18 protein-coding genes are annotated in these 17,725 nt (G+C 73.6%); 14 read left to right on the top strand and 4 right to left on the bottom strand.

Annotation, left to right across the window (positions count from 1 at the left end; all coding sequences use genetic code 11):
• The first annotated feature begins 5 nt into the window (after positions 1 to 5).
• Positions 6 to 485: a ribonuclease HI gene (gene rnhA, locus AB0D32_RS16590; RefSeq protein ID WP_357090429.1), complete on the top strand. Its 480-nt coding sequence runs from the start codon at positions 6 to 8 to the stop codon at positions 483 to 485.
• Between the two features lie 59 nt (positions 486 to 544).
• Here the strand turns inward: rnhA and AB0D32_RS16585 are convergent, their stop codons facing one another.
• Positions 545 to 781 (bottom strand): preprotein translocase YidC, encoded by a 237-nt coding sequence (locus AB0D32_RS16585; protein ID WP_357090427.1) that lies wholly within the window; start codon positions 779 to 781, stop codon positions 545 to 547.
• A 234-nt stretch (positions 782 to 1,015) separates the two neighbouring features.
• Entirely contained in the window at positions 1,016 to 1,915 is a 900-nt protein-coding gene (locus AB0D32_RS16580; RefSeq protein ID WP_357090425.1) for a pentapeptide repeat-containing protein, read from the bottom strand.
• Positions 1,916 to 2,239: 324 nt separating this feature from the next.
• Here AB0D32_RS16580 and AB0D32_RS16575 point away from each other — a divergent pair, with 324 nt between their 5' ends.
• The 7 genes from AB0D32_RS16575 to AB0D32_RS16545 all read left to right on the top strand — a co-directional run bounded on the left by AB0D32_RS16575 (position 2,240) and on the right by AB0D32_RS16545 (position 11,379).
• Positions 2,240 to 5,032 carry an exo-alpha-sialidase gene (locus AB0D32_RS16575; RefSeq protein ID WP_357090423.1) on the top strand — a complete coding sequence of 931 codons (2,793 nt, stop codon included), beginning with the start codon at positions 2,240 to 2,242 and terminating at the stop codon, positions 5,030 to 5,032.
• Between the two features lie 38 nt (positions 5,033 to 5,070).
• Entirely contained in the window at positions 5,071 to 5,913 is an 843-nt protein-coding gene (locus AB0D32_RS16570; protein WP_357090421.1) for a carbohydrate ABC transporter permease, read from the top strand.
• A 26-nt stretch (positions 5,914 to 5,939) separates the two neighbouring features.
• The gene (locus AB0D32_RS16565; protein ID WP_357090740.1) at positions 5,940 to 7,262 is read left to right on the top strand and encodes a sugar ABC transporter substrate-binding protein; all 1,323 of its coding nucleotides are present in this window, start codon (positions 5,940 to 5,942) and stop codon (positions 7,260 to 7,262) included.
• A complete protein-coding gene (locus AB0D32_RS16560; protein ID WP_357090418.1) occupies positions 7,259 to 8,308 on the top strand; it encodes an ABC transporter ATP-binding protein in 1,050 nt (349 codons plus the stop codon). Before AB0D32_RS16565 ends, AB0D32_RS16560 begins: the two co-directional genes overlap by 4 nt.
• A gap of 38 nt (positions 8,309 to 8,346) precedes the next feature.
• Positions 8,347 to 9,216, top strand: a complete 870-nt coding sequence (locus AB0D32_RS16555) for a sugar ABC transporter permease (protein WP_357090738.1) — start codon at positions 8,347 to 8,349, stop codon at positions 9,214 to 9,216.
• Between the two features lie 98 nt (positions 9,217 to 9,314).
• Positions 9,315 to 9,932, top strand: coding sequence for a GNAT family N-acetyltransferase (locus tag AB0D32_RS16550; protein ID WP_357090416.1), 618 nt, complete (start codon positions 9,315 to 9,317; stop codon positions 9,930 to 9,932).
• Positions 9,933 to 9,960: 28 nt separating this feature from the next.
• Positions 9,961 to 11,379, top strand: a complete 1,419-nt coding sequence (locus tag AB0D32_RS16545) for an RtcB family protein (RefSeq protein WP_357090414.1) — start codon at positions 9,961 to 9,963, stop codon at positions 11,377 to 11,379.
• A gap of 9 nt (positions 11,380 to 11,388) precedes the next feature.
• Here the strand turns inward: AB0D32_RS16545 and AB0D32_RS16540 are convergent, their stop codons facing one another.
• Positions 11,389 to 11,817, bottom strand: a complete 429-nt coding sequence (locus AB0D32_RS16540; protein WP_357090412.1) for an archease — start codon at positions 11,815 to 11,817, stop codon at positions 11,389 to 11,391.
• Positions 11,818 to 11,857: 40 nt separating this feature from the next.
• The gene (locus AB0D32_RS16535; protein WP_357090410.1) at positions 11,858 to 13,432 is read right to left on the bottom strand and encodes an LLM class flavin-dependent oxidoreductase; all 1,575 of its coding nucleotides are present in this window, start codon (positions 13,430 to 13,432) and stop codon (positions 11,858 to 11,860) included.
• A 141-nt stretch (positions 13,433 to 13,573) separates the two neighbouring features.
• Here AB0D32_RS16535 and AB0D32_RS16530 point away from each other — a divergent pair, with 141 nt between their 5' ends.
• The 6 genes from AB0D32_RS16530 (at position 13,574) to AB0D32_RS16505 (ending at position 17,645) form a co-directional block, all read left to right on the top strand.
• Positions 13,574 to 14,176 carry an MBL fold metallo-hydrolase gene (locus tag AB0D32_RS16530; RefSeq protein ID WP_357090408.1) on the top strand — a complete coding sequence of 201 codons (603 nt, stop codon included), beginning with the start codon at positions 13,574 to 13,576 and terminating at the stop codon, positions 14,174 to 14,176.
• Between the two features lie 75 nt (positions 14,177 to 14,251).
• The gene (locus AB0D32_RS16525) at positions 14,252 to 14,470 is read left to right on the top strand and encodes a hypothetical protein (protein WP_357090406.1); all 219 of its coding nucleotides are present in this window, start codon (positions 14,252 to 14,254) and stop codon (positions 14,468 to 14,470) included.
• A 127-nt stretch (positions 14,471 to 14,597) separates the two neighbouring features.
• Complete coding sequence (gene ygiD / locus AB0D32_RS16520) at positions 14,598 to 15,467, top strand: 4,5-DOPA dioxygenase extradiol (protein ID WP_357090404.1); 870 nt, start codon at positions 14,598 to 14,600, stop codon at positions 15,465 to 15,467.
• 114 nt (positions 15,468 to 15,581) lie between these two features.
• Entirely contained in the window at positions 15,582 to 16,175 is a 594-nt protein-coding gene (locus AB0D32_RS16515; protein ID WP_357090402.1) for a hypothetical protein, read from the top strand.
• 250 nt (positions 16,176 to 16,425) lie between these two features.
• Complete coding sequence (locus AB0D32_RS16510; RefSeq protein ID WP_357090400.1) at positions 16,426 to 16,620, top strand: hypothetical protein; 195 nt, start codon at positions 16,426 to 16,428, stop codon at positions 16,618 to 16,620.
• Positions 16,617 to 17,645: a cupin-like domain-containing protein gene (locus AB0D32_RS16505; protein ID WP_357090398.1), complete on the top strand. Its 1,029-nt coding sequence runs from the start codon at positions 16,617 to 16,619 to the stop codon at positions 17,643 to 17,645. The genes AB0D32_RS16510 and AB0D32_RS16505 overlap by 4 nt, the downstream gene beginning before the upstream one ends.
• Positions 17,646 to 17,725 lie beyond the last annotated feature (80 nt).

The following is a 17,725-nucleotide window of genomic DNA, read 5'->3' as shown; positions in this document are numbered from 1 at the left end:
CCGATATGGTGGACGAGGCGGCCGGCAGGGTCGTGCAGATCTGGACCGACGGCGCGTGCAGCGGCAACCCCGGCCCCGGCGGGTGGGGCGTGGTGCTGCGCTACGGCGCGCACGAGCGGGAGCTGTGCGGCGGCGAGGCGACCCCCACCACCAACAACCGGATGGAGCTGATGGCGGCCATCCAGGCCCTGGAGAGCCTGACCCGGTCCGTCACGGTCGAGCTGCACACCGACAGCACGTACGTGCGTAACGGCATCACCAGCTGGCTGGCCTCGTGGAAGCGCAACGGCTGGCGGACGGCCGCGAAGCAGCCGGTCAAGAACGCCGACCTGTGGCAGCGGCTGGAGGCCGCCTGCGCCCGGCACGAGGTCACCTGGCTGTGGGTGAAGGGGCACAACGGCCACCCGGAGAACGAGCGCGCCGACGCGCTGGCGAACCGGGGCATGACCGAGGCCCGCACGTCGGCGGTGCCCGCCGGGCGCTGATCAGGCCAGCCGGTGCGGTTCGGCCCGGCGGCGCCGAAGACGCGCGAGACGTGCGCCGCTCAGCGCGCCGCGTCCGGGTGGCCCGGCATGCCGGACCCGCCGCCGGAGCTGCCCGACGCGCCGCCCGTGATGCCGGACCCGTCGTCCTCGGTGACCAGGTCGGGCTTCGTCGTCGTGTCGTCGGGCGCCGGCACGTCGGTGTCCGCCTCCACCTGGACCAGCCGGGCCTGGCCGGCCTCGTCCTCGGCGTGCGCCGGGTCGACCGGCAGCTCACCGTCGCGTGCCCGATATCCCACGACTGCCTCCCCGTCGTCCCGCCGGTGCCGTTCCCTGCCCGCCTACCCCCGCCCACCCGCACGAAACCCCGCCCCGGCGCGCCCCCACCTCGCCCTGGCGCGGCGATCATGCAGCTGTGTGCCCCGCATATCGGTTGCGATCTGGTCATGACAGGCGCCACAACTGCATGATCGCGAAGGGCGGGGCGGAAGTGAGGAAGGCGGGAGGGAGGGAGAGGGCTGGGAGAGGGTGGATCAGCGGCGGTGTGGTGGGCGGGCGGGTCGCCCGGGGGAGCGCGGTGCGCGGCGCGCCGGGGTGAGCGACAGCGGTGACCAGTGCCCGGGCCGCGTCCGGCCGGGTGGCAGGTCGGTGTGCCGGTCGCCCCGGGCCGCGTCGAGCTGGGACTGGTGCAGGAACAGGCTGGCGGACAGGTCCGCGCCGCGCAGGTCGGCCCCGCGCAAATCGGCGCCGGTGAGGTCGGCCAGGCCGAGGTCGACGCCGCGCAGGTCGGCGCCGATCAGCAGCGCCCCGCGCAGGTTCGCCCGGCGCAGGTCGGCCCGCCGCAGGTCGACGCCGAACAGGTGGGCACCCCGCCGGTCCACGCCGGGCCGGCCACCCCGGGCCCGGGCCGCGTCGCCGGCGCGGGACAGCAGCGGGTTGACCCGCCCCCGGTACGCGTCCACGTCGAGCGCGAGCAGCGCCTGCGGAGCTCCCCGGGCCAGCCGCTCGGTCTCGGCGAGCGCGACGGACAACTCGTCGCGCAGCGGCTGCGGCGGGCGCAACGCGAGCGCCTCGGTCAGATACCAGAGCAACTCGTGCAGCGGCCGCATCACCGCGAACGTGTCGAACATGCGCGCGGCGCTCTCCGGCGCGGCGCGCCAGTCCCGCCCGCCGAAGGTGAACTGGGCCACCCGCTGCCCGGCCCCGAAGCAGTCGAACACGGTGCAGCCGGGAAAACCCCGCCCGCGCAGGTCGGCGTGGATGCCGCAGCGCGAGTCGGCCCCCAGGTTCGGGCAGGGGCGGCCGGCGGGCTTGTCGATGGCGAAGTCCGCCGACGCGGAGAAGGCGGGCGCGACGCAGCAGAGCCCGAAGCACCGGGCGCAGTCGGCGCGCAGTTCGTCCTCCGCCGACGTCCCCTCGGGGGTTTCCGACACGCTGACCGTTCTCCTGCCGATCGGGAGTTCCCGCCGGCGGCCTCGCGGGCGGAGGCTCCCATTGTCCCGCCGCCGGTGCGGTCGCCGGGCCGCGGGGGTGCGGCCCCGCGCGACCCGTTCCGGTGGCGAAACGGTGGCCGGGCGCCCCTGACGGCCGGTGCGGCGTCGCGGTGTCCGGCGGCGTCGACGCCGAACGTCGACACCCGTCCATGTGGAGGATTGTCGACGTCGATACGTTCTGTCATTCTCCAGCGTGGACGCTGCCAGTGACGGTCGCCAATCCGGAGGGCCGCGGCGGCGCCTTCATCTGCCGGAGGGACCCTCGTGAAGCGCAGACGACGCCATCTGCTCGTAGGACTGACGGTCGGTGCCCTGGTGGTGTCGACCGGTCTCGTCGGAATCCACTTCGCCGGCGCCGAGGTGCCAGCCCCCGCCGCCGCGGCCGGTGACGGGGAGATGCCGGGGGCGCTCGGCGCCCACATGGAACGGCTGCGCCAGGCAGTGCCGGGCAACGACGGCATGTCGCCGGAGGGGCCCGGCAACGCCGCGCAGCAGGAGTTCCTGGAGCGCGCGTACCCGGCCGACACGATCAGCATCGCCCAGATCGACCGCTCCAAGTCGGCGTACTCGGCCGCCGAGCGGCGCGCCGGCGGCACCCGGGGGTGGACGAACATCGGCCCCAGCGAGGCCCTCTACCCGTTCACCGAGTTCCGCAACGCCTCCAACTACGTGCCGAACGCGTACGTGGCGGGTGGCCGGGTCACCTCCATCGACATCGCGCCGGACTGCACCGCCCTGCTCTGCCGGGCGTACGTCACGCCGGCCGGCGGCGGCGTCTGGGGCACCCTGAACGTCCTCGCCGCCGAGCCGAAGTGGTTCTACCTGGGCGGGCCGCTCGGCATCAACGCGGCCGGCTCGGTCAAGATCGACCGCAACGACCGGACGGGCCTGACCATCTACGTCGGCACCGGCGAGGCGAACACCTGCGCCTCGGGCTGCGTGGCCGGCGTGGGCCTCTACAAGTCCACCAACGGCGGCGTCACCTGGAAGGGCCCGCTGGGCAAGGACGCCCTGGCCGGCAAGGGCATCGGCGAGATCACCATCAAGCCCGGCGACCCGAGGACCCTCTACGTCGCCACCACCACCGCGCTGCGCGGCATGTCCGGCTCCTGCTGCACCGGCGTGACCCGGCCTGTGCCCGACGCCGAGAAGTGGGGCCTCTACAAGTCCACCGACGGCGGCGCGAACTGGAGGTTCATCCACAACGGCTCGGCCGACGCGACCCAGTGCACCGGCAGCGCCGCGGAGTACGGCAACACCACCACCTGCTCGCCGCGCGGCGTGCGCTACGTCAAGCTCGACCCGCGCGACGCGAACGTCGTCTACGCCTCCTCGTACGCCCGGGGGGTGTGGCGTTCCGGTGACGCCGGCGCCACCTGGACGCAGATCAAGCCCTCGCTCAACCCGGCGGTCTTCCAGACCCGGGCCGCGATCGACGTGACCGCCCTGCCGGACGGCAGGACCCGCATGTACGTCTACGAGGGCAACCTCGGCAACCCGTACTCGCGGCTGTTCCGCAGCGACGACGTGGCCGGCGGCGCGCCCGCCTTCACCGACCTGAGCAGCGCCAACCCGGCCGACCCGGGCTACGCCACCTACAACCAGTGCACCGGCCAGTGCTGGTACGACGTCTTCGTGCACACCCCGGCCGGGCACCCGGACATCGTCTACACGGGCGGCTCGTACGTCTACGGCGAGACCGTCGCCCACAAGCGGGCCGTGGTGCTCTCCACCGACGCCGGCGTCAGCGGCACCGACATGACCTACGACGGCACCGACGAGCTGCACCCCAACGGCCTGCACCCCGACCAGCACGCGCTGGTCACCAACCCGCGCAACCCGTACCAGTTCTTCGAGGCCAACGACGGCGGCGTGATGCGCTCCAGCGGCCAGTTCGTGGACCGGTCGGCCTGGTGCGACAACCCGGACCGCAACCTCGCCACGCAGGCGCAGAAGGACCGGTGCCGGCAGATGCTGTCGAAGATCCCGTCGAAGCTGGACGGCATCAACAAGGGCATGAACACGTTGCAGTTCATCAGCCTGTCCGCCAGCCCGCACGACCACCGCCTGCTCCAGGGCGGCACCCAGGACAACGGCACCTGGGAGAACAAGGGCGAGCGCCGGCGCTGGGTCAACACGATGATCGGTGACGGCGGCGCGTCCGGCTTCGACGTGGGAAGGCCGGAGTTCCGCTTCCACACCTTCTACGACGCCACCCCCGAGGTGAACTTCAACAACGGTGACGTCGGCAGTTGGATCTCGATCTCCGACCCGGTCTTCGGGCACCCGGGCACCCTGTTCTACGCGCCCGTGGTCAGCGACCCGAAGGTCAGCGGGACGATCTTCGCCGGCACCTCGCGCACCGTCTACCGGACGAAGACGTTCGGCCTGGGCGACCGCAGCCTGGCCGAGGCCAACCGGATCTGCAACACCTGGACCGGCACCTTCGAGGCGCAGTGCGGCGACTTCGCGCCGCTGGGCACGGTCAACCTGACCGACGGCGCGTGGGGCGACCGGGCCGGCGGCGCCGTCTCGGTGGTCGAGCGGGTCGCCACCGACTCGTCCACGGCGTACGCGGCCACCAGCACCGGCCGGGTGTTCGTGTCCCGCAACGTCGACGCCGAGCCGGCGTCGGCGGTCACCTGGACCCGGATCGACACCGCCGCCACGCCGAACCGCTTCGTCACCGGCATCCACGTCGACCCGGCCGACCCGGCCCGGGCGTGGGTCTCCTACAGCGGGTTCAACTCGAACACCCCCGCCACCACCGGGCACGCGTTCGAGGTGCGGCTGGCCGGCACGGGCGCGACCTGGGCCGACCGGTCGTACGACTTCGGTGACCAGCCGATCACCGACCTGGTCCGCGACGACGTCACCGGCGACCTGTACGCGGCCACCGACTTCGGCGTCCTGCGGCTGGCCAAGGACGGCACCACCTGGGCGAAGACGGCCCGCGGCATGCCGAACGTGGAGGTCGCCGGGCTGACCATCGTGCCGGGCAAGCGGGTGCTCTACGCCGCCTCGCACGGCCTCGGCGCCTGGCAGCTCACGCTCTGAGGCAGGCGACCATCGGCGACGACAAGGTGAGGGGCCGTGTGCGCGGCCCCTCACCGCTGCCCGAGGCGGCCGGCCGGGCCTGGCGCACCCTCGGCGCGGCCTTCGTCCTGCTCGTCTTCGTCCCGCCGTTGCTGCTGCTGGTCTCCGGCTCGCTCACCGAGCCGGGCCTGCCGCCGCCGCCCACCCCGCAGCTGGTGCCGGAGCCGGTGTCCACCACCGGCTACCAGCAGGCCGTCGAGCTGGGCGGGCTGCTGCGCGCCTCGCTCAACTCGGTCCTGGTCGCCCTCGTCGCGGTGCCGCTGAGCGTGCTCGTCGCCTCCCTGGCCGGCTTCGCGCTGGCCCGGGTGGCCCCGCGCGTCACGGGCGTCGTCGTGGCGGCCTCCCTGGTCGCCCTGATGGTGCCGGCGACGGCGCTGCTCGTGCCCCGCTTCGCGATCTTCCGGGTGCTCGGCCTGACCGACACCCTGGTGCCGCTGGTCGCCCCGGCGTTGCTGGGCACCTCGCCGCTCTACGTCCTGGTCTACTACCTGGCGTTCCGGGCGCTGCCGGCGGAGCTCTACGACGCCTGTCTGGTGGAGGACCTCTCGCCGGTGCGCACCTGGTGGCGGGTCGCCCTCCCGCTGGTGCGCCCGGTCACCGCCGGACTCACCGCGCTGACCTTCGTGCTCACCTGGTCGAACTTCCTCGACCCGCTGGTCTACGTCTACGACCGCGACCTGTTCACCCTGCCGCTGGCGCTGCGTTCCCTGTCGGTGCTGGACCCGACGAACTTCCCCGTGTTCCTGGCCGGCGCGGTGCTGGCCACGGTGCCCGCGCTGGCCGTCTTCGTGCTCGCCCAGCGGCGCTTCCTCCACCACGACGACCCGACGGGACGAGACTGACGATGCGACCGGAGACGACACCGACGATGCGACCGCGGGCGCTGCTCGCGCTGCTGCTCACCGCCGTGCTGGCCGCCGCCGGCTGCGGCTCCGGCTCCGGGTCGTCCGCCGACGGGCCGGTGCGGCTGCTGGTCTTCGGCGCCCCCGAGGAACTCGCCGCCTACCGCACCCTCGTCGAGGCGTACGAGAAGGCGCGCCCCGGCGCCGACGTGCAGCTCGTCGAGGCCAGCGACCGCAAGGACCTGCTCGCCCGGCTGGCCACCTCGGTGGCCGGCGGCGCCCCGCCGGACCTGTTCCTGATGAACTACCGCTTCTACGGCCAGTTCGCCGCCAAGGACGTCATCGAACCGCTGGACGACCGGCTGGCCTCCTCCGAGGCCGTCGACCCGGCCGACTACTACCCGGTGGCGTGGGACGCCTTCCGGTGGAAGGACCGGCAGCTCTGCCTGCCGCAGAACGTCTCCAGCTTGGCCGTCTACTACAACCGCACCCTGTTCACGAAGTACGGCGTGCCGGAGCCGAGGGCCGGCTGGACCTGGAACGACCTGGTCACCACCGCGACCGCGATGACCCGCGACCCCCGCGGCGTGGTGGTCAGGGCCACGGAGAGCGAGGGCGCGGCGCTGCGCCCGGCCGTGCACGGCCTCGGCGTGGAGCCGTCCATCATCCGGCTCGCCCCGTTCGTCTGGTCGGGCGGCGGCGAGATCGTCGACGACCCGGCGAAGCCCACCCGGCTGACCCTGGACACCCCGGCCGCCCGGGAGGCGCTGAAGAACCTCGTCGACCTGCGGCTGGCGTACGGGGTGGTGCCCACCGACGAGGAGGTGGAGGCCGAGGACGACGAGTCGCGGTTCGCCAACGGCCGGCTCGCCATGCTGATGAGTTCCCGCCGGTCCACCACCACGTTCCGCTCGATCACCGGCTTCGAGTGGGACGTCGCCCCGCTGCCCGTCTACAGGGAGCAGGTCGGGGTGCTGCACTCCGACGCGTACTGCATGACCCGGGGCGCGAAGCGCAAGGACGCCGCGTGGCGGTTCCTGGAGTTCGCCATCGCCGAGGAGGGCCAGCGGATCATCGCGGCCACCGGCCGCACCGTCCCGTCCCACGTCGGGGTGTCGCGGTCGCCGGCGTTCCTCGGCCCCGCCCAGCCGCCGCGCAGCGCGAAGGTCTTCCTCGACGCCATCCCCACCGTCCGGGCGTTGCCGACCGTCTCCACCTGGCCGGAGATCGAGGACGTCACCTACGGCATCCTGGAGAACGCCATGCACCGGGGCGACCGGCTCGACGACGTCATCCGCGACCTCGACCGGCAGACCCGTCCGATCTTCGCCCGCGGGGAGCACGGGTGAGCGAGTCCGGCCTCGCCCTGGCCGGCGTCTCGGCCGCGTACCGCGGGTCGACCGTGCTGCACGAGGTGGACCTGGGCGTCGCCCGGGGCGAGCTGCTGGTGGTGCTCGGCCCGTCGGGGGCCGGCAAGTCGACCGTGCTGCGGGTCGTCGCCGGCCTGGAGGCGGTCACCGCCGGCCGGATCCGCATCGCCGGCCGGGACGTCACCGCCGAGCGTCCCGGCCGGCGCAACGTGTCGATGGTGTTCCAGTCGTACGCGCTCTTCCCGCACCTGACCGTCGCCGAGAACATCGCCTTCGGCCTGGAGGTGCGCGACACCCCCCGCGCGGCGGCCCGGGAGCGGGCCCGGGCGGCGGCGGAGACCGTCGGCTGCGCCACCCTGCTGCACCGGCGGCCAGGGCAGCTCTCCGGCGGGGAACGGCAGCGGGTGGCGCTGGCCCGGGCGCTGGTCCGCGAGCCGGACGTGTTCCTGCTCGACGAGCCGCTGTCCAACCTCGACCTGGCGCTGCGCGTGCAGATGCGCGCCGAGCTGCGGGCCCTGCACGACCGGCTGGGCACGACGATGGTGCACGTCACCCACGACCAGACCGAGGCGCTGGTGCTCGCCGACCGGATCGCTGTGCTGCGCGACGGGCGCATCGAGCAGGTCGGCACCCCCGAGGAGATCTGGCGTACCCCCGCCACCACCTTCGTCGCCCGCTTCGTCGGCTCCCCGGCGATGAACCTGCTCCCCGCGCACGGGCCGGTGCGCCCCACGGGCACGGCACCGCCCGGGGTGACCGTCACGGAGTCCGGCCGGCTGGAGATCGGCTTCCGTCCCGAGGCGGTCACCCTGGGCGCGACCGACGGCACGGACGCCACCGTCGACCGGGTCGAGGTGGTCGGCGAGGACGCGTACGCGTACCTGACCGTCGCCGGCGGGCACCCCGTCGTCGCCCGGGTGCCCGCAGCCCGCCGGCCGGAGCGCGGCGCGACCGTACGCGTCGGCGTGCGCTGGCCCGACGTGCACGTCTTCCACGCCGGCTCCGGCCGCCGGTACGCCCCGTGACGGCCATGGACCGCCGCTCGCGCCGGCAGTTGGCGCTGATGCTGACGCCGTACCTGGTCGGCCTCGTCGGGCTGGTGTTGCTGCCGGCCGCCGTCACCCTCGCACTGGCCTTCACCGAGTACGACCTGCTGCGCCCGCCACGCTGGGTGGGGCTGGACAACTTCGCGGCGCTCCTGGACGACCCGGTGTTCCGGGTGTCGCTGACCAACTCGCTGGTGTTCGCGCTGGTGGCCGTACCGCTGCGGGTGCTCTTCGCACTCGGCCTGGCGCTGCTGCTGCACCGGCGCGCGGTCGGGGTCGGCAGCGCCCGCACCGCGGCGGTGCTGCCGACCGCGGTGCCGGAGATCGCCTACGGTCTGCTCTGGCTGTGGCTGCTCAACCCGCTGTACGGCCCGATCAACCAGCTGCTGCGCACCGGCGGGGAGAACGGCCTGACCGCGCTGGGCCGCACCCCGCCGCAGTGGCTCACCGACCCGACCGACGCCCGCGCGGCGATCATTCTGCTGAGCCTGTTCACCATCGGGGAGACCTTCGTGGTGCTGCTGGCCGCCCGCCGTGCGCTGCCCCGGGACGTCTACGAGATGGCGGCGATCGAGGACGCCACCGGCTGGGACGTGTTCCGCCGCGTCACGCTGCCGCTGATGGCGCCGGTGCTCGGGCTGCTGATGGTGCGTGACGCCATCCAGAGCCTGCACTTCTCCTTCGTGCCGGCCTTCGTGGTCACCGACGGCGGCCCGCCCCCGTACGCCACCACCTACCTGTCGCTGTTCGTCTACCGCACCGGCTTCGAGTACCTGCGCTACGGCTACGCCGCCGCCGCGACCCTGGTGATGATCCTGCTGACCGTGGCGGCGGTGCTGGTGCAGTGGCGGCTGATCCGCCGCTACCGGGCGTTCTACCGCCTGTGACCACCCGGCCCGGCCCCGATATTCGGGGGCACCGGTCCCCGGGCCGTGACATGATCACGCACCGCGCCGACCGAGCGGCGGCGCGCGAGGAGGTCGGCATGGAGTTCGAGGTACGCCGGATCGGGCCGGAGTCGACCGCCGAGGCGGCTGCCGTGCTCGCCGACGCCTTCGACGGGTACCCCTGGATGGCCTGGACGGTGGCGGCGGACCGGCACCGGGAACGGCTGGAGGCGATGTTCGCCGGTACCGTCGACGCCGTCGGGCTGCCCTACGGGGACGTCTGGGCGGCGATGGACCCCGACGGCCGGCCGGCGGCGGTCGCGGTATGGCTGCGCCCGGACCGACCGGTGCCGGACGAGGTCTGGGCCGGTGTCGAGGCGCGGAACGCGGAGCTGGCCGGAGACCGCTGTCCGGCCCTGCGCGCCGCCGAGGCGGCCTGCGCCTCGTTGCGCTCCGCCGTACCGGCGTTCCTGCTCGCCACCGTCGGCGTGCGCCGCGACCACCAGGGGCGTGGGCTGGGTGCCCTGGTGCTGCGGCCCGGCCTGGCGGAGGCGGATCGCGCCGGCCTGCCGGCGGTGCTGGAGACGACGTCGGAGCCGAACCTGCGGTTCTACCGGCGGCTCGGTTTCGCCGTGACCGGGGAGGTCCAGGTGCCCGACGGGGGTCCCCTGGTGTGGGCGATGCGCCGCCCGACCGCCGCCAGCGAGCGGGTGTAAGGGACGCCCGCCCGGGTAGCCGCCCGGGATGGAGCTGGTCGAGGAGTCGCCGTACCGCTTCCGGATCGACCGGCGGGACCCGATGCGGGTGCCGGGGGTGGTCTTCGCGTCGCGGTCGCTGCTGCCCGACGCCGGGGAGGACAAGGCGCTGGAGCAGGTCGCGAACGTCGCCACGCTGCCCGGCATCGTCGACGCCTCGTACGCCATGCCGGACGTGCACTGGGGCTACGGGTTCCCGATCGGCGGCGTGGCGGCCACCGACGTCGCCCACGGCGGCGTGGTCTCGCCCGGCGGGGTGGGATTCGACATCTCCTGCGGCGTCCGGCTGCTCGCCGCCGACCTGGACCGCGACGGGCTGGGGCCCCGGCTGGGCGCTCTGATGGACGGCCTCGGCGAGGCCACCCCGCGCGGCATGGGCAAGGGCGCGGTGTGGCACCTGTCGACACGCGCCGAGCTCGACGCGGTGCTGCGCGGCGGTTCCCGGTACGCCGTGGAGCGCGGCTTCGGCGTCGAGCGGGACCTGCACCGCTGCGAGGACAACGGCGCGGTCGACGACGCCAACCCGGCCGAGGTCAGCGAGCGGGCGATCGAACGGGGCGCGCGCCAGGTCGGCAGCCTCGGCTCCGGCAACCACTTCCTGGAGGTGCAGGCCGTCGAGGAGGTGTACGACGACGCCACCGCGACGGCCTTCGGGCTGCGCCCCGGCCAGGTCTGCGTGATGATCCACTGCGGGTCCCGGGGACTGGGCCACCAGATCTGCACCGACTACGTGCACACGATGGAGAAGGTGATGGCCCGGCACGGCATCCACGTGCCGGACCGCCAGCTCGCCTGCGCCCCGGTCTCCTCCCACGAGGGCCGCGCCTACCTGGGCGCGATGGCCGCCGCCGCCAACTACGCCCGGGCGAACCGGCAGCTGCTGGCCGACGCCGCCCGTAAGGTCTTCGCCCGGGTCGCCGGCAGCCGGCTCGACCTGGTCTACGACATCTCGCACAACCTCGCCAAGATCGAGACGCACGACGTCGACGGCGAGCGGCGCGCGCTGTGCGTGCACCGCAAGGGCGCCACCCGCGCGCTGCCGCCCGGGCACGACGACCTTCCCGCCGACCTGCGGGACGTGGGCCAGCCGGTGCTGATCCCCGGCTCCATGGGCACCGGCTCGTACGTGCTCACCGGCGTGCCGGGGGCGCCCGCCTTCGCGTCCACCTGCCACGGCGCAGGCCGGGTGCAGAGCCGCAAGCAGGCGGTGAAGTCGGAGCGCGGGCAGGACCCGCGTGCCCAGCTGGAGGCGCGGGACATCGCGGTGCGCGGCGCGTCCCGCCGTGGCCTGGCCGAGGAGATGCCGACGGCGTACAAGGACGTCTCGGCGGTGGTGGCCGCCGCCGAGGGGGCCGGGCTGTGCCGGAAGGTGGCGCGGCTGGGGCCGCTCGGCGTGGTGAAGGGCTGAGCGGGCGGCTCACACGTCCAGCGTCACCGCGCAGCACCAGCCCCCGCCGTCGGGGCCGAAGCGCAGCTCGTGCAGGGAGACGGCCTTCGGCACCGCGCCGACCAGCTCGACGGCGTCGGTGTCCGCCGTGCGCCAGCACACCACCAGGCCGCCGGCGCCGTCGTCGGCCACGTCGGTGTGCAGGGGCAGCTCGCCCTCCGTCTCCATCCGGAAGATCACCTCGTCGAGTACGCCCACCAGCAGGTCCGCGTCGTCGCCGGTCGGCGCGCGGAACTCCCGTAGCGGGCCCGGGGCTGCCCCGGCGGGGTCGACGAACGTGCCGACCAGCGCGGCGACCGCCTCGGCGACGCACTCCTCCCGCGTCGGGGCCCACGCCTCGATGCGTACGTCGGCGGTGTGCGGCAGGCGGCGGTGCCCCCGTGCGGGTCGGCGCTCCATGCCCCGATCATGCGCCACGGGAGTGTCGCGCGGCGGCCGGTCAGTTCAGGCCGAGCCGGGCGATGGGCTCGACGAGTTCGCGTTCCTCGTAGGCGAGGTGCGACAGCAGCGTGTCGCTGAGCAGGTCGACCGCCGCGCGCAGCTCGGTCATCCCGTCGGAGACGGAGACGAACGCGACGAGAGCGCGGTCGACCCGTTCCAGGACGTCGTGGATCGCGTGGTGCTCCTGCTCCAGCCGGTCCAGCACCGGGGCGAGGCGGGCGTCGCCGCGGCGCAGGTGCGGGAAGACTCCCCGGTCCTCCAGGGTGTGGTGGGTGGTGACCACCCGGCAGTACGACTCGCAGTAGGTGCCCAGGGTCCACTTGTTCTGCCGGATGGTCATGGTGTTGATGTGGGAGCGGGCCGTGCCCGCCTCGACCAGCCCGGCGCCCACCTGCTCCACCAGGTCGTACAGGCGGGTCAGTTCGGCGCGCAGGCCGTCGTGCACGTCGACGAGGTGCTGGGCGCTGGCCTGGTCGTGCGCGGTGTAGGTGCGCGCGAGGTCCGGCGCGGGGCCGGTGGGCCGGGTGGTCTCGTCCCAGACCCGGATCGCGCTGCGGCGGGCGCCGTCGTCGGGCGTCGGGACGACGGCGAAGGCACCCGCGCCGACGGGTGGGCGCCGAGCGGCTGGCGGCGCCGCCGGGCCCGGGGTCGGGGCCGGGTTCGCGGGGGCGGGCGTGGTGGCGGCCGTCCGCTCGGCGGCCACGAGCTCGCGCGCGGCGGGGGCCACCTCGGCGGCGAAGCGCCGCAGGTCCTCGGGATCGTCGCTGCCCAGGATGAACGTGCTGATCCCGTCGCTGAGCGCGAGGTCGGCCAGTTCCTCTGCCCACTGCTCGGCGGGCCCGTCCAGCGGTCCCCGGCCGACGGGGGCGAACCGGCCGGTGACGTTGAGCAGGCGGCGCACGTCGGCCGGGTCCCGGCCGGCCTGCCGGGCGGCGTCGTCGATGACGGCGTTGCCCCTGTCGAGGTCGCCGGGTTGCAGGTAGCTCAGCGACGGCAGCCAGCCGTCGGCCAGTTGCCCGGTCAGCGCCAGCATCCGCGGCTTGTACGCGCCGAGCCAGATGCCCACGTCGTGGGCGGGTGCCGGGCCCCGCTTCGCGCCGACGACCCGATGGAACTCGCCGTCGACCCGGACGCCGCCGCGCGCGTCGACGTCCCAGAACTGGCGGATGACGTCGATGGCCTCGGCCAGGGCCCGCACACCCTGCCCGGGGGAGAGCCGGCGCCCGCCCATCGCCTCGATGGCATCCCAGAACGCGCCGGCGCCCAGGCCGAGTTCCACCCGGCCGCCGCTGAGCAGATCGAGGCTCGCCACGCTGCGGGCGAGGACGGCCGGCGGGCGCAGCGGCAGGTTCGTCACGTTGGCGGCCAGCCGCACCGTGCTGGTCCGGGCCGCCACGAAGCTCATCAGCGTCCACGTGTCGAGGAACGCGGGCTGGTAGGGGTGGTCCTGGAAGGTGACCAGGTCGAACCCGACCTGCTCGGCCAGCATGGCGAGGCCCACCACCCGGCCGGGCTCGGCGTTGCCGGGCGACAGGAAGGCCCCGAAGGTCAGCGGGTGACCGTAGTCGCTCATGTCGGCACTCCTTTCCGCTCCGCAGCCTCTCACGCGGGCCGGGGCGGCCCCTGGGCTGTCCCGGAAACCGCCGCGACCGGGCCGGTGGTGGTGGGGCGGGAGGGGCTGACCGTCGCGGGGTCACCCGCGTACGGTCGGCGGGTGCGGATCACGAAGTTCACCCACGCCTGTGTCCGGATCGAGCACGACGGCGGCGTGCTGGTCATCGACCCGGGCACCTGGAGCGAGCCGCGGGCCCTGGCCGGCGCGGACGCCGTGCTGGTCACCCACGAGCACACCGACCACGTGGACGTGCTCCGGTTGGCGGGTCTCGGCGTGCCGGTCTTCGCACCGGAGGGCGCCGTGCTGCCCGACCTGGCGCCGCTGACCGTGACCAGGGTCGGCGCCGGTCGACGGTTCACCGCCGCCGGCCTCACCGTGACCGCGCTGGGCGGCCGGCACGCCACCATCCACGGCGACCGGCCCGACTGCGCCAACCTGGGCTATCTCGTCGGCGACGCCGTCTACCACCCGGGCGACTCCCTGCACCGGCCGGAGTGCCCGGTCGAGACGCTGCTGGTGCCGGCGCAGGGGTCCTGGCTGAAGCTCACCGAGGCGATCGACTTCGCCAACGCCGTCGGGGCCGAGCGGGTGTTCCCGATCCACGACGCCCAACTCAACGAACGCGGCCTGACCAGCGTCAACGGCTGGTTCGCCGAGACGGTGCCCGGCTACCGCCATCTGGCGCCGGGGGAGTCCGCCTGACCGGGCGACAGCCTGCGGTGTTCTACACCGCCACCGGCCGTGTCGTCCGCGGACCGACTGCTATACGGTCGATGGGTGAGGGTCGAAGAACACTGGTGGAACGGCGACACGTCCCGGCGTGGGCGTCGGGACGTGTACATCCGCACTGACGGGCAGCGTTGGGACGTGCAGGTACAGATCGGCGGCGAGTCCGGCCGCTCCCGGGTGCAGGAATGCCCCGGTCGGACATCGGCGGTCATCCTCGCCGGCGCCTGGCGTGGCAACCACCCTTCGTGGCGCGAGGTGTCCGGCTGACGGTCGCCGCCGCCGCCGAAGCGGCAGCCGGCCACGAGCAGTGTCAGCTGGTCGTGGCCGGCATTGATCCGACCTCCCTCGCCACCCTTGGTTACGCTCGGCTCACCGTCCGTCCGGAGGGAGGAGCATGAGCAGCGAAGTCGCCCCCACGGTGATGCCGGCCGCGTTCATCGGTCACGGCAGCCCGATGAACGCGCTGGAGCTGAATCGCTACACGCAGTCGTGGCGCGCGTTCGGGCAGGCGGTGCCGCGGCCACGGGCGATCCTGGTGGTGTCGGCCCACTGGTACATCGGCGCCACCGCCGTCACCGCGATGCCCCGGCCGAGGACCATCCACGACTTCTACGGCTTCCCCCAGGAGCTGTTCGACGTCCGCTACCCGGCCCCCGGCCTGCCGGAACTGGCCGAGGAGATCAGCGACGTCGTCCATCCCACCTGGGTCGGAACGGACGTCGACTCGTGGGGGATCGACCACGGCACCTGGTCGGTGCTCACCCACGCGTTTCCCGACGCGGACATCCCGGTCGTCCAGCTGAGCATCAACGCGTTCAAGGACCTGGACTACCACCTGGGCCTGGGCGCGCGGCTCGCCCCGCTACGCGAACGCGGCGTGCTCGTCGTGACCAGCGGCAACGTGGTGCACAACCTGCGCGGGGTGGACCCGCGCATGGTCGACGAGGGATTCGACTGGGCGCGGCGGTTCGACGAGGCGGCCAAGGACGTCATGCTCGGCGAGCCGACCGAGGCGGCCACGCTGGACGCCCACCGCGACTTCGGCCTGGCCGTGCCGACGCCGGACCACTTCATCCCGCTGCTCTACCTGGCCGGCTTCGCCGGCGCCGCCAGCAACGGCGTGGAGGTGCTGGTGGACGGGTACGCGTACGGGTCGCTGTCGATGACCGCCTACACGGTGGGGTTGTCCTGCCGCACCGAGGCCCCGCTGGCCGGCGCGCCCGCCCTGCCGACCGAGGTGCCGCTCGACTCCTCCAACATCTGACGGCCGCCCCTGCCCGGGGGCGTACGGGGAACCGCGGCTGCGCCTTGACTCGGCGTAGCTGACCAGTACTGTCAACGTCACCGGTCGACTGGCATTTACTGGTGGGGTGATGACATGCGCCTGGGAAAGATCGTCAGTCGGTCTCTGCTCGTCATGCTGATGGTGTCCACGTCCCTCGCGACCGTTCCCGCGAGCCCGGTGGTCGCTCGGGACGTCGGGCCCCAGGTGACCGTCTCCGGTTGGCGAGGCTGGGACGGCAACCGCCCCGAGCCCTGGCGTCCGTCGACCCAGGAGGACTGGACCGGCCCGGCCGGCCGCTACTGCTCCTTCCCGCTCCACGTCCGCGTCGTCTCCCAGGACGTACGGGTCCGGGTGCTCGCCCGGTACGCCACCGGTGCCGTCCAGCGTGAGGAGTACGCCGGCCCGCTGACCGTGGACTTCGTCAACACCGACACCGGGAAAGCCGTACGCCGGGACGCCGGCGGCTCCGGGCTGCTCGAATACCGCCCGGACGGCGGGTGGCTGCGCTACACCATCGTCGGGCCGGCGGGGTTCGGCTTCCGGCCGGGAGACCACCACCCGCGCGGCTACTACATCCTCGACGGGCTGCACGTCGTCTCGATCGACCCGGCCGGCACCCGCCGGCTGACGCTGGGGATCGGCCGACAGGACAACGTCTGCGTCGCTCTCGGCGACCCGGCCGCCTGACCACGGCGACCCGGCGAAGATGGTGGGTGGGGATGGTCGACGTGCAGTTCTCCGTACTCGGGCCGCTGACCGCACACCGCCACGGGGTGGAAGTGGCACTCGGTGGCGGCCGGGCCGCACCGCCGTGGGTGCCGCCCGGCGGCAGCCGGTCGGGGGTGGGCGCCTCGCCGCGCCGCCGAGATTCCCAGTGGATTCCCAGTGGACCGTGGCACCGTCGACCACACGACCATCCACTGTGAAGGGAGACGCCATGCGCGCGCTGCGACCGATGACCGAGGCCGAACCGGAGTTCGAGGTCAACGTCAAGAACACCTACGTCAACTGCGTCGATCTGTCGAAAGGACGTACCCGGCAGCGGCTTCCCCTGCCAGACGCAGCCGCCTCCACCGAGCCGTCCGGGGCGCACGCAGAGCGGTCACCGTCCCGCCTGCCGGAGGCCCGGTGACCCGGAGGGCCGACGAGCCGGCCGGGATCAGTCCGCAGTGGCGGGCCTGGGCGGCCGAGAACCTGGCCCTCGGGGTGCCGGCCGGGGAGGTCCGCGAGGCGCTGCTGGCGGCGGGGCTGTCCGGGCCGGCGGTCGACGAGGAACTGATCCGGGTGTCCGACCATCCGTACTTCCAGGCCTGCCTGCGGCTGGCCCGGGAGTACGGATGGACGGAGTCGCTCCTGGACTTCTACGGCGATCTCGGCTCGGCGCAGCTGGCCGGCGGGCTGGAGCGCCGCGTTGGCCTGTCCGCTGCCGAGTTCTTCGACCGGTACTACTTCGCCAACCGGCCGGTGATCCTGGCCGGGGCGGTCGACGACTGGCCGGCCCGGCAGCAGTGGTCACCGGCCAGCCTGCGGGACCGACTGGGTGACGTCGAGGTCGAGGTGATGACCGGGCGGGACAGCAACCCGGAGCATGGCTGGCAGCACGACGCACATCGGACGCGAATGCCGTTCGCCGACTACCTCACCATGGTCGAGACGGGTGGGGAGACCAACGACTACTACATGGTCGCGCGTAACGACAACTGGCAGCACGGTCTCAAGCCGTTGACCCAGGACATCAAGCCGGTGCCCGGCATCACCGATCCGGCTCTGCTGCCGGAGGCGGTGACCCTGCTGCTGGGGCCGGCCGGCACGGTCACCGCACTGCACCACGACAACATGAACATCCTGCTGTGCCAGGTCATGGGCCGCAAACACGTCCGCCTCGTGCCGTCGTACCAGCGTCCCCGGGTGTATCCCCGGGGCGGGACGTACAGCCACGTCGACGCCGCGCGGCCCGACCTCGACCAGCACCCGTTGTACGGGCAGGCCACCGTCCTGGAGGGGGTGCTGGAGCCGGGTGACGCACTGTTGGTGCCGGCCGGGTGGTGGCACTGGGTACGGGCACTGGACATCAGCGCCACGGTGAGCCTGCACCAGTTCCAGGTGCCCGCGGGCAACCACTACATACACCCACCGCTGATGCGTACCGACCCCTGACGAAAGGGGATCGGGTGGTGGGGGGGGGGCCCGGGCGGGGGGCCCCCCCACACCCCACCCCGAAGAGCCAAAACCAGGGC

The sequence above is a fragment of the Micromonospora sp. NPDC048170 genome, from assembly GCF_040652795.1.
In the GTDB taxonomy this organism is placed as follows: Bacteria; Actinomycetota; Actinomycetes; order Mycobacteriales; family Micromonosporaceae; genus Micromonospora.
This window is presented reverse-complemented; position numbering and strand designations above follow the sequence as displayed.